The sequence below is a fragment of the Parabacteroides johnsonii DSM 18315 genome, from assembly GCF_025151045.1.
Lineage (GTDB): Bacteria > Bacteroidota > Bacteroidia > Bacteroidales > Tannerellaceae > Parabacteroides > Parabacteroides johnsonii.
In genome coordinates this window covers 2,544,449-2,557,454 of record NZ_CP102285.1, presented here as the reverse complement: position 1 = coordinate 2,557,454, position 13,006 = coordinate 2,544,449, and the positions used below count along the sequence as shown (strand labels likewise).

10 protein-coding genes are annotated in these 13,006 nt (G+C 47.2%); all 10 read left to right on the top strand.

The window, feature by feature from the left end:
* The first annotated feature begins 117 nt into the window (after positions 1–117).
* Positions 118–2,331, top strand: a complete 2,214-nt coding sequence (locus NQ564_RS10430; protein ID WP_008150899.1) for a TonB-dependent receptor — start codon at positions 118–120, stop codon at positions 2,329–2,331.
* Between the two features lie 52 nt (positions 2,332–2,383).
* Entirely contained in the window at positions 2,384–2,716 is a 333-nt protein-coding gene (locus NQ564_RS10425) for a cation transporter (protein WP_008155094.1), read from the top strand.
* A gap of 182 nt (positions 2,717–2,898) precedes the next feature.
* Positions 2,899–3,426, top strand: a complete 528-nt coding sequence (locus NQ564_RS10420) for an RNA polymerase sigma factor (RefSeq protein ID WP_005646207.1) — start codon at positions 2,899–2,901, stop codon at positions 3,424–3,426.
* A 10-nt stretch (positions 3,427–3,436) separates the two neighbouring features.
* On the top strand, positions 3,437–4,663 hold the full coding sequence (locus tag NQ564_RS10415; protein WP_008150897.1) for a porin family protein: 1,227 nt from the start codon (positions 3,437–3,439) through the stop codon (positions 4,661–4,663).
* Between the two features lie 48 nt (positions 4,664–4,711).
* A complete protein-coding gene (locus tag NQ564_RS10410) occupies positions 4,712–5,497 on the top strand; it encodes a BFO_2992 family lipoprotein (protein WP_008150896.1) in 786 nt (261 codons plus the stop codon).
* Between the two features lie 794 nt (positions 5,498–6,291).
* Positions 6,292–7,047 (top strand): BFO_2992 family lipoprotein, encoded by a 756-nt coding sequence (locus NQ564_RS10405; protein WP_021862546.1) that lies wholly within the window; start codon positions 6,292–6,294, stop codon positions 7,045–7,047.
* A 30-nt stretch (positions 7,048–7,077) separates the two neighbouring features.
* Positions 7,078–7,644 (top strand): YIP1 family protein, encoded by a 567-nt coding sequence (locus NQ564_RS10400; protein WP_008150892.1) that lies wholly within the window; start codon positions 7,078–7,080, stop codon positions 7,642–7,644.
* Positions 7,645–7,656: 12 nt separating this feature from the next.
* A complete protein-coding gene (smpB, locus tag NQ564_RS10395; RefSeq protein ID WP_008150890.1) occupies positions 7,657–8,121 on the top strand; it encodes an SsrA-binding protein SmpB in 465 nt (154 codons plus the stop codon).
* 80 nt (positions 8,122–8,201) lie between these two features.
* Positions 8,202–11,897, top strand: a complete 3,696-nt coding sequence (gene metH / locus NQ564_RS10390) for a methionine synthase (protein ID WP_008150888.1) — start codon at positions 8,202–8,204, stop codon at positions 11,895–11,897.
* Complete coding sequence (locus NQ564_RS10385) at positions 11,894–12,931, top strand: DUF3810 domain-containing protein (RefSeq protein ID WP_008155107.1); 1,038 nt, start codon at positions 11,894–11,896, stop codon at positions 12,929–12,931. Before metH ends, NQ564_RS10385 begins: the two co-directional genes overlap by 4 nt.
* Positions 12,932–13,006: the final 75 nt, after the last annotated feature.

The window sequence follows — 13,006 nt, the reverse complement described above, 5'->3', positions numbered from 1 at the left end:
CCCGTTTTTGCAACCGGGTTGCATTGCTAACGCCTTATTTTTGCACGAAAATAAAGGAATGCAATGGAGCCCTCATGTAGATGAATGATCTAAGTCAGGATAACAAAAAAGGAATTTATGATGAAACAACTCTATCTTACAATTTTATTATTTCTTATTGCGATTCCGGTTTCTGCCGAGAAACTGGTGAAAGGACATGTTTTGGATGAACAGGAAGAACCGATAATCGGGGCGAATATCTATTGGGAAGGCACTCAACAAGGGACGACCTCCGATGCCGACGGTTATTTCGAACTGAAAGGAAAAGAAAACGCGAAGAGTCTGGTCGTCAGCTATATCGGGTACACGACAGCGGTTGTCCCGGTCGAGGACACAAGTAAGCCCCTGCGCATCGTGCTGGTTGGCGAAGTCGCTTTGCAGGAAGTCGTGATCAGCGAGCGCAAAATGGGGACGATCGCTTCCCGTACCAGCGTGTTGCAAACCCAGAAGATCACCTATGACGAGATTTGCCGGGCGGCTTGCTGTAATTTGGCGGAGAGCTTCGAGACAAACCCGTCTGTCGATGTCTCCTATTCGGATGCCGCTACCGGAGCCCGCCAGATCAAACTGTTAGGGCTTGCCGGAACCTATGTCCAGATGCTGACGGAGAATTACCCGAACTTCCGTGGAGCCGCCTCTTTGTATGGTTTGGACTACGTGCCTGGCGCTTGGATGGAAAGTATCCAAGTCTCGAAAGGAACCTCTTCGGTCAAGAACGGCTACGAAGCATTGGCCGGACAGATCAATGTGGAATTTAAGAAACCGCCTACGGCCGATATCTTTTCCGTCAACCTCTTCGGTAGCGATGCCGGCCGTTATGAAGGGAATGCCGATGCCTCTTGGCATATAAACGACAAGGTGTCGACCGGTTTGCTGGTGCATTATTCCAATGACAAGATGCAGCACGACGGCAATGACGACGGCTTTCTGGATACTCCCCTGAAAGAGCAGGTGAACCTAATGAACCGCTGGTATCATAAGCTGGAACATTATGTCGCCCAGTATGGCGTGCGCTATCTGCATGAGAACCGTACGGGCGGACAGTCTACGAAACACCATGACTTTGCCGATCCCTACCGCGTGCGCCTGCAAACGAACCGTGCGGAGCTGTTCACCAAACAGGCCTATATAATCGACAAGGAAAAGGTGGAAAGCGTAGCGCTGATCCTTTCCGGTTCCTATCATGAACAGAAATCTATGTATGACCGGACGCCTTACAATGTGTATCAGAATAATGTGTACGCCAGCTTGCTCTACGAAAAGGAGTTTTCTCTGGCACATAGCCTGAGCACAGGCTTGAGCATGAACTACGACGGTTTTGACGAAAACCTGACACTTGGCGGTGTGCGGACCCCTTACAACCGGACTGAAGTCGTGCCCGGAGCTTATGCACAATATACATACAATCTGAATGACAAGTTGATCCTTCTGGCAGGATTACGGGCGGATTACAGCTCGCTGTACGATTTCTTTGTGACGCCTCGCCTGCATATAAAATATAATCCTTTCGACTGGTTCCATGTGCGTGCTTCGGCCGGGAAGGGATTCCGGACGGCGAATGTGCTGGCTGAAAACAATTATCTTTTGTCCAGTAGCCGCAAAATGAATATAGCTGCCGACTTGGACCAGGAAGAGGCCTGGAATACGGGTGTGAACCTTTCGTTTTACATACCGCTGTTCGGAAAGGAGCTGACTCTGAACGGAGAGTGGTATTATACGGATTTCCGGAAACAGGTAGTTGTGGATATGGATAGCGATCCGCATGCTGTCAGTTTCTACAACCTGGATGGCCGTTCTTATTCCAACAGTTTCCAGGTTGAAGCCACTTATCCGTTCTTCCGTGGCTTTACCCTGACAGCCGCATATCGCTATACGGATGCGAAAACGGATTACCGGAATGCGGAAGGCGTCACCCGCCGGCTGAAAAAGCCGTTGGTCAGCGACTATAAGGGCTTGCTGACCGCCTCTTATCAGACTCCGTTGAAGAAATGGCAATTCGACCTCACCGGACAGTTTAACGGAGGTGGAAGAATGCCGACACCGGATGCCGTAAATCCCTTGTGGGAACCCGATTTTAAGGCCTATACGGTCGTGAATGCCCAGATCACGAAATATTTCCGCCGTTGGTCGATTTATGTCGGAGCGGAAAACCTTTTCGACTATAAACAGCCGCATCCGATCATCGATGCCGAGAACCCGCGCGGAGATAATTTTGACGGATCGATGGTCTGGGGCCCTGTTCACGGTAGAAAGATTTATGCCGGACTGCGTTTCAACATCAGTCGTGATTAATATCGCTTATTTTTTAATTCTTTCATTTTTTAATTTTAAATTTCAATTTAACATGATTCGTTTATTAGCAATTTTAATCTGTGCCGTATTTACTTTTTCAACGGCCTATGCGCAAGATGCGAAAAAGAAAAAGGAGACAGTGACTTTCTTTGTCGAAGGAATGGATTGTGCCAACTGTGTCAAAAAGATCGAGAAGAACATCGCTTTCGAGAAAGGGGTGACCGATCTCAAGTGCGATCTGAGCACCCGTACGGCGGCCGTTACTTATCGTGCGGATAAGACATCCAAGACGAAGCTGGCTTCCGCCTTTAAGAAAATAGGGATGGAAGCGACCCCTGTAGACAATGGCGCCGGTTGCCCGGTTGACCCTGCCAAAAAAAAGTGAGGGTTAAAGCTGTCTACCTCTACGCCGAAAATTAAAATGGATGCCGATTCCGATTATTTGCCGGAATACAGTATCTTTGTGCGTTCTCAAGAAAAATATTTTATCCGGAATGCAGCGTTTCGGATAATCTGAACATCATAATAAATGTATGGCCCCGGAAAGGGCGTGAAGGCACACACTAAATGACGGAGAAACAACTGATAGAGGGTTGTAGGAATGGGGAAAGGCTGGCTCAGAAGGAGCTGTACGAAACGTATTCCCGTAAAATGATGGGAGTTTGCCTGCGTTATGTCAGCGACAGGGAGACTGCCCGTGATTTGCTACAGGACGGTTTTGTAAAAGTCTTCACCAGTATGGACTCTTATTCGGGACTCGGGTCGTTTGAGGGGTGGATGCGAAAGATCTTTGTCAATTGTGCGTTGGAGTATTTGCGCAAATCGGATGTTTTGCGTGAGGCTGCCGATCTGGATAATACGGTGGAATTGATCCATCCGGACAGTTCTGCCATATCCGACATGTCGGCAGCCGAGTTGATGAAACTGGTGCAGGAACTTCCTGCCGGTTTTCGTACGGTGTTTAACCTGTTTGCAATAGAAGGTTATTCGCATAAGGAGATTAGCGAGATGATGAATATAACGGAAAGTACATCCCGGTCGCAGTTTACGCGTGCCAAACAATTATTACAACGCAGGATTAATGAATTGTATTGAGTAAAAAGAAATGAAGGATAAGGAAAGAGATATATTTGACGATTTGTGCCGTTCGAAGTTGCAAGACTTTGAAGCGGATACGATGCCGGGTGATTGGGAGGCGATAGCCGACCGCCTCGCGGTAAAAAAGTCTGTCCCTTTCCGTCGGACTTTACGCTATTGGGCGGCTGCCGCCGTTATTTCTTTATTAGTGCTAACGGGAGGCATCTATGTCTTTAACCACGATCGGGAACATCTGCCTATAGCCGAAACACAGGAATATCTGCCTGTAGTCGAAACAACACCTGCTGTTCCGGCCCGACCCTCTCAAAATAAGATGGCTGTTGTCGCTTCCGCACCGGTTGGCCGGATGGCAAAACGTGCCGTAGCGCAAGTTGCGGCCACTACTGCATTTCGTTCAGATAGGATAACGGAAGACGGCGTCGTCCTCTCGCCGGCAGACCATGATACTGTCGCAGTGGTGTCTTCCGAAGCATCCGAAGTGGAGGGAGCGGCCGAATCGGCAATGCCGGCCGGAACGACGCACTCTTTGCTTGCAGATGCTGCGCCGGTGGAAAAAGAAGAAAAGAAGGCGCGGGCAAAAAGATGGAGTTTCGGAATGGGCGGCGGTAGCGTGAGTGCCGGAACATCCAATTCTTTGAATGCCTATGCTTTAAAGAATACGATGATGACAGACCAGGAACTGTTGCAATTGAATTCCCCGTATTTCAATAACCAGTCCCCGAAAACGAATATTCGCCATAAGACACCGGTTTCGGTCGGATTGGGTGTCAGTTATTCTTTGAATGACCGTTTTTCCCTCCAGTCAGGTTTAAATTATACATTCCTCTCTTCCGAATGGGAGACCGGTGCCATCTATCATGGCGAGACGAAACAGAAGCTACATTTTATCGGAATCCCTCTTTCTTTGTCCTATAAGATAGCAGAATGGAAGCGTATTCAATTCTATGCAGCGGCGGGAGCCATGACCGAGGTCAATGTTGCCGGTAAGCTGAATGCCAAAATATTTGTGGAAAACAATGAAATTCGTCACGAGAAGAAGCATATCCGTATGAAAGAATGGATGTGGTCTGTGAATGCCCGTGCCGGTGCCAGCTATCCGTTGCTCCGTTTCTTAAGTGTTTATGCGGAAGTGGGAGCCGGTTATTATTTCGATAACGGAAGCGATATCGAAACGATCCGTTCCGAGAAACCGTTTAATGTGAATTTGCAGGCGGGTTTCCGTTTCGGCTTTTGAGTAAAGACAAATAAATAATAAACAATATAAAATTAAAGAACAGTAAAAATGAAGAAACTTAAAGTTTTAGGGTTGGCAGCCATCGCTGCAGGTATGTTTTCGTTAACCTCTTGTTTGGACGGCGGCGGTAATACACAGCAGCTTTCAAGCTACGCTATTGTAGATTATTCTTCTACGATGAGAACTCTGATTTATCCATTGGGTTATTATCCATTATATTTATCAACAGTAGCCAATGATCCGACCTATAGCGCAGGCGATTGTGTCTTGGCAAACTTTACGGTCGATTTTGATTCTCCGGAGAATGCGAATGCTAATACAAACGGCTTTTATGTAGCGACAGGAGCAGCTTCTTCTCCATTAGCAAAATATAGTTTGGATTTCTCACCATTGGATTCGACGGCATTGGATAACGAATTGCTTTTGTCCGGCTCTGAAAGTGCCTTATTGTTTTCTAATAATTATAAAAGAATCGTTGTTATCCCTACTTTTGCCTCTGTATTGACGGATCAGAAGAACACATATACTATGTCGATGGATTATGATCAGGAACCTGAAACTGTCGACGGAACAGACCGGGTTTATACGTTGTGCATACGTGCTCAAAAGCGGGAAGAGGGAAAAGCGCCAACCATTAGCAATGCTATGGACCCGATCGCTGTTGAAGGTGGTTCATTATATTCCATGTTGAAAGGAAAAGAATCGGCAGCCGGTAAGAAGGTTGTAAGTTATCGTGTAAAATATCCGTTGACATTCAATTCGGATTCGACAAAGATCGCGACTTGGGGATATTCTAAGATTTCCCAATTCTCGATTGAGGAAGCGACCAATTAAGATTCCATAAGAAATAGATAAAAGATAGACACTGAATTTGTTTTTGGTGTCTATTTTTTTTGTTTGTATGAAAGAATGGATTGTTTGCCTTAAAAGGTTGCCCGCATTCATTTTTCGAATAATTATTAACATCTTGTAAATGCAAAGAGTTACTTAACGGCATAGCACCGCAAATTGCTGGAAACATCGACACCTTTTTATATCCGGAGGTTTCGTCCGGAGCCTGTCCATCTTCATGCAGCAACTATTTCGGAACACGCCATAAACTACCTCAAAAGTCATAGTGAACTAATTCATTGCATATCGCATATTGTTTATATGTAGTACTCCCTCTCATGGATACGTAGTACTATATATTGTCAATAGGTAGTGCTACTTGTTGCATATAAGTAGTACTACCTATATCTACTTTACTATATGTTATCATTTAGTTCTTTGCATGTTTTGAATTAGTTGATGGCATGAAACAGGATAGTTGGTAGATTATTATTTGTCTACAAATATCCGGCAATCATCAGAGAGGGGAAAAGGTGTCGATGTGGTGTCGACCTTAAAACCGACATCGGCACCAGCTAATGTATTATTTATTAGATAGATGGTGGCAAAAGATACCAGGTGTCGTTCTCTTTTGTATTTTCTCTTGTTCTCCATGTTTTCGCCGCACAAGAGGTTATACATAAATATCAGCTTGGTTCATCGTCCAATGTTAGTAGATGTTTTGTCCTTTTTTACTATCTTTGCGTGCTTTCCCTCTGTAAAATAGGGAATGTCTGTAATATATAATGGATATGAAAATGAGAAAAACAGTATTATATGGCGTTTTGGCCTTTTGTTTGGTTGTGTTGAATTCTTGTTTGGGAGACCCGGCCACCCAGTTGACGATGGCCAACCAGGCAGGTGTCGTGGTGACCGGATACGGGCCGGGTAAGGCTATTTATACCAAGGGGGACGTTGTGGTTTCTTCGGAAGACTTCCAGAATGCCAATGTGGAAAACGGAGAATGTATCTTGTTTGATTACTCCATTGATTATGGGACTGCAAACAATATGGGAGCAGGGACGGATACCAGTTATACCGAGGCTGTTATCTATGAAAATACGATCTCGGAGGTCAATCGTTGGAACTTCTATAATACGTTGACCGATACCTCCGTCGTTGCAAAGGACGAATTGCTGCTTTCTTCCCTCCAGGCACGTTCCGCTTATATCAGAGGCAATTTGTTCCTGTTCACGGAGATAAGCAATCACCCGACAAACCAGGTGGATAGTTTCTCTTTATCCTATAATCCGGATCAATTGTTGGGAGACGATAATATTTATAGCCTCTACCTCCGCACGATCAGGATAAAGGCGGACACGACGAGAGGCGAATCGATGATTATTCCTTGTGCGTTCAATATAGAAGATCTGGTGAAAGAGGCGGGAAAGAATAATTCGGATGAACTGAAGTTCCGGATTAACTATGCCTATTCATTCGGGAAGGATTCTGCGTCGATAAACTGGAAAAGCTCCGATGTGTTTACAATAGACCTGTCGGGAAAAGGCAAATAAAGGATAAATAGCAAACGAACGTATTGAGAAATGTATAAAGAGATATTTAAATTGGTTGTAGCCATCATCTCCCAGCCGGGAAAGGCATGGGAGATTCTGACGAAAAAAGAAGAAAAAGACGATGAGTTTTTATCCCGGTTTGTCTATCCCCTGATTGGATTCGTTACGGTAGCAGCTTTTTTGGGCGTGCTGTTCACCCGGAAAGAGTTTGATGTCGAACTGGCGCTGAAATCGTCTATCCGGACGCTGGTTGCGGCGTTCGGCGGCTTTTATCTGGCAGCCTATTTGTTGAACGAACTTTGGCAGGGATGGTTCAAACGGGAGAAGGACATGAAGCTGTGCCAACGCTTTGTCGGCTATTCGTCTTCGTTGATGTTTGCTTTGAACATCGTGTTGATGTTGCTCCCGGAGTTTTTCTTTTTGCGTATATTTGTGTTATATACGTTTTATATCGTATGGGAAGGGGCTGGCCCTTATATGCAGGTGGAGGAGAAGATACGCCTGAAGTTTGTCGGGATCGCGACCGGGCTGATTTTGCTGACGCCTTGGCTGATTGAGGTCCTCCTTTCCATGTTGATGCCCGGCTTACGTTTTTGATAGAAGAATAAGATGAAAGAGAAGATTAGTAATAACATACAGATAAAGAACAAACGGGCGACTTTCGATTATGAGTTGCTCGACACGTTTACGGCAGGTATTGTGCTGACCGGTACGGAGATCAAATCGATCCGCCTGGGGAAGGCGAGCCTGGTCGATACGTTCTGTATTGTAGAGAAGGGTGAATTGTGGGTGAAGAATATGTATGTGGCAGAATATTTCTACGGGACATACAATAACCATACGGCCCGCCGTGACCGCAAGCTGCTGCTGACCAAAAAGGAATTGCGGAAGATTGAAGGTGCTGCCCGTAATAATGGCTTTACAATTATTCCGACACGCCTTTTTATTAATGACAAGGGACTGGCAAAAGTCGTTGTCGCTATCGCCAAAGGTAAGAAGGAGTATGACAAACGCGACTCTATCAAGGAGCGGGACGACCGCCGGGAGATGGATCGGGCTTTTAAACGGAATTGAAAGAATTTATAATTTATGATTTATGATTTATGCGTCACAAATAAATCATAAATCATAAATTATAAATCATAAATCATAACATGGATAAAGAGATGTTTTTGAACGCCCTGAAAGAACGTATTTTGATTCTGGACGGGGGAATGGGGACGATGGTCCAGGGATTTAAACTGACCGAGAAAGATTATCGCGGAGAACAGTTTGCCGATTGGCCGGGCGACCTGAAAGGAAATAACGACCTGCTGTGTATCACCCGACCGGATGTGATCAAATCGATCCATCGCCAGTATCTGGATGCCGGTGCCGATATTTTTGCTACCAACACTTTCAATGCAAATGCCATCTCGATGGAGGACTACGGCATGCAGGAACAGGTAAGGAATATCAACTTGGCTGCCGGAAAGTTGGCGCGCGAGGTGGCCGACGGCTTTATGGCGGAACATCCGGATCGAACGATCTTTGTAGCCGGCTCTATCGGACCGACCAATAAGACGGCCTCGATGAGTCCCGACGTGAGCGATCCGGCTTATCGGGCTGTCACCTATATGGATTTGTATGACGCCTATAAGGAACAGGTGGATGCCTTGGTAGACGGGGGCGTGGATATCGTCCTGTTTGAAACGACTTTCGACACGCTGAATGTGAAAGCCGGGCTGGAAGCTGCCGAGACTGTGTTGAAGGAAAAAGGCAAAGATTTGCCGATTATGCTTTCTCTGACGTTGTCGGCCCAGGGGGGACGTACGTTTTCGGGGCAGACGTTGCTTGCGTTTTTGGCTTCTGTCGGGCATGCCAATATTGTCAGTGTCGGTCTGAACTGCTCGTTCGGTGCTGCCGATATGAAGCCTTACCTGGCTGAATTGGCAAAACATGCTCCTTATTATATAAGTGCTTATCCGAATGCCGGTCTGCCGAACAGTTTCGGCTCTTATGACGAGACGCCGGAAAAGATGGCTGTTCATGTAAAACCCTTTATCGAGGAAGGGCTGGTGAATATCTTGGGAGGCTGTTGCGGTACGACGCCGGCCCATATCGCCAAATATCCCGAACTGGTGAAAGGGGCCAGGCCGCATGTGCCGGCTCCGAAGCCCGATTGTCTTTGGTTGTCCGGTTTGGAACTGCTCGAAGTGAAGCCGGAGAATAATTTCGTGAATGTCGGCGAACGATGTAATGTGGCCGGTTCACGCAAGTTCTTGCGACTGATCAAGGAAGAAAATTATGAAGAGGCTTTGACAATTGCCCGCAAACAGGTGGAAGACGGCGCGCAGGTGATTGATATCAATATGGACGATGGAATGTTGGATGCTGTGAAAGAAATGACGACGTTCCTGAACTTGATCGCTGCCGAACCTGATATTTCTCGTGTCCCTGTGATGATCGACTCTTCCAAATGGGAGGTGATCGAGAAAGGCTTGATGTGCGTACAGGGTAAAAGCATAGTGAATTCGATTTCTTTGAAAGAAGGTGAAGAGCTCTTCCTGCAACATGCCGCCCGTATTAAACAGTTGGGTGCGGCTACGGTCGTAATGGCTTTTGATGAAAAAGGACAGGCCGACACGTTTGAACGGAAGATCGAGGTGTGCGGACGTGCTTACCGTCTCCTCCGGGAGAAAGTGGATTTTGATCCGAACGGAATCATTTTCGATCCGAATGTATTGGCTATCGCCACCGGTATGGAAGAACATAACGGATATGGGCTTGATTTTATCCGTGCCGTGGAATGGATCAAGAAGAACCTGCCGGGCGCGAAGGTGAGCGGCGGTATCAGCAACCTTTCCTTCTCTTTCCGGGGAAATAATTACGTGCGGGAGGCTATGCATTCCGTATTCCTGTATCATGCGATTAACAAAGGTATGGATATGGGGATCGTGAACCCGTCGTCGTCCGTACTCTATGAAGATATCGAGCCTGTTTTTCGAACATTGCTGGAAGACGTTATTCTGGCACGCCGTCCGGAAGCCGCTGAAGAACTGATCGAATATGCCCAGAACCTGCATGTAAAAGCGCAGGAGAGGGAAGAAGAAAAGCTGGAAGCCTGGCGTGAATATCCGTTGAAGGAGCGTCTGGAAAACGCTCTGATAAAAGGAGTCGGCGATCATCTGGAAGAAGATTTAAAGGAAGCCTTGAAGGAATATCCTCGTGCGGTGGATATTATCGACGGACCGCTGATGGGTGGAATGAATAAGGTGGGCGAATTGTTCGGCGCTGGAAAAATGTTTCTACCGCAGGTTGTCAAGACTGCCCGTACGATGAAAAAGGCGGTTGCTATCCTGCAACCGGCAATTGAGGCGGAAAAGGTCTCTTCTGATTCTGCTAAGGCTGGAAAGGTCCTGTTTGCGACAGTGAAAGGTGATGTGCATGACATCGGAAAGAATATTGTTTCGATCGTCCTGGCTTGCAACAATTATGAGGTGATCGATTTGGGAGTGATGGTTCCGGCAGACGTGATCGTAAAAAAGGCAATCGAAGAGAAGCCTGATCTGGTCTGTCTTTCCGGTCTGATCACGCCTTCGCTCGAAGAGATGGTGCATGTGACGGACGAGATGCAGAAAGCCGGCTTGAGTATTCCCATAATGGTGGGGGGCGCCACGACTTCGAAGTTGCATACGGCCATTAAGATCGCTCCTCATTATGACTATCCTGTCATTCATGTGCTGGATGCTTCGCAAAACCCGTTGATTGCGGCCAAACTGTTGAACCCGGATACGCGGGATGCTTATATTGCCCAGTTGAACAGTGAGTATGAGGCTCTGCGTGCTTCCATGAACAAGAAAAAAGAGATCTTGGTTCCGTTGGCGGAAGCCCGGACGAATCGTCCGGAGATCGACTGGGCTTCTTACAGTCCGGTTGTCCCGGCCCGGGGCGGGGTGCAGGTGATTCCTTATATTCCTCTGGAAGAAATAATCCCATATATTCATTGGACCTTCTTTTTCAGTGCCTGGAAACTGAACGGGCGTTTTTCGGAAATTACGCGGATCCACGATTGCGATGCTTGTCGTGCCGCCTGGCTGGCCGAATTCCCGGAGGCAGACCGGGCGAAGGCGTCGGAGGCTATGCAGTTGTACAAGGATACTGTTAAGCTGTTGGACCGCCTGGTTGAGATGAAAGCCGAGTATTGCAAGGCGATTTATGGTTTCTTCCCGGCAAATGGCGACGGGGATAATATCCGTATGGGTGAGGTCCTGCTTCCGGTTTTGCGTCAACAGGCGAAGAGGGAGGAGGGAATTTATAAGTCGTTGGCCGATTATGTGATGCCGGTATCGGAAGGGCGTACGGATTATGTCGGCGCTTTTGTGGTGACGGCCGGTGTCGGTGCCGAATCTCTGAAAGAGCGGTTCGAGCGGGAAGGAGACACCTATAATTCCATGTTGCTGCAAACTTTGACCGACCGTCTGGCCGAGGCTACAGCCGAATATCTCCATGAAAAGGTCCGTAAGGAATATTGGGGGTATGCTCCGGATGAGTCGCTTTCCATCTCCGACCTGTACAAAGTGAAATATCAGGGAATACGTCCGGCTGTCGGCTATCCTTCATTGCCGGACCAGCTTTTGAACTATACGCTGGATAAGTTGTTGGATATGTCACAGATCGGCGTCCGGCTGACGGAAAACGGTGCGATGTACCCGACGGCGACGGTCAGCGGTATTTATATCGCACACCCGGATTCGCAATATTTCATGATCGGTACTATCGACGAGGAACAGATGAAGGATTACGCCCGCCGCCGGAATCTGTCGGAAACGGAAACGAAGAAATTATTGAATAAAAACATATCGAATTGAAATACATACGCCGGATAATCTTGTCTCTCCTTTTAGTCGCTATCTGGTTCACCATGCGTTCGCCGGGAGCAGGAGAGGCGTATGCCCGGAATATCTATCCGTATGTATCGGCTGTCCTGTCCCGTTTCTCATCTCTTTTCCCTTTTTCGGTGGGCGATTGCCTAATATATGGTAGTATTGTCGGTTTGCTTGTTTATGTGGGCTGTGCTATTGCTGGCAAATGTTCGTGGAAGACGTTAGCAGGGCGGACAGTCGAATATCTGTTGTGGGTGTATGTCTGGTTCTATATGGCATGGGGACTGAATTATTTCCGGCAGGATTTCTTTACCCGGACACAGCTTCCGTATGCGGCTTATTCGGCCGATGCATTCCGTTCTTTCCTGTCTGCTTACACGGATGCTTTGAATGCTTCTTTTGTCCCGGTTGAGGAGGTCGACAAAGCGGTTGTTGCGAAGGAATCCGAAAGGGGATACCGGGAAATTGCCGGACGATTCGGACTGGTTGCTCCTGCCGGATATCTGCATCCGAAGCCGATGTTGTTCCCTTCGCTGATGAGCGGTGTGGGTGTTTTGGGATATATGGGGCCGTTTTTTACTGAATATAACCTGAATCCGGAATTGCTGCCTGTCCAGTATCCGTTTACTTATGCGCACGAAATGGCGCATGTGTTGGGGATATCCAGCGAGGCGGAAGCGAATCTGTACGGTTTTCTGGTCTGTTCCCGCTCGGAAGTGCCGGAAATCCGTTTTTCAGCTTACTTCGCCTTGTTGCCATATGTGCTGAGCAACGCATATCAGCTCCTGCCGGAGGAAGAATTTATCCGGTGGAAAAACACGATCTCTCCCGAAATAAAAGAGCTTTACAACCGTAAAGTCGCTTATTGGGAAGAGTTGTACAGCCCGCTCATAGGTGAAATCCAAAGTATCGCTTACAACTGGTTCCTGAAAGGAAACAACATCCCCTCCGGCCGGAAGAATTATTCGGAAGTGGTGGCATTATTGATGGCACTGGAAAATACGTCAGGAGAGATTTGAGACCTTGCTGTTTCCATATTGCCTAATTCGAATTAAATCACTACCTTTGCGGCAATTTTTGAGAAGATAGATAAA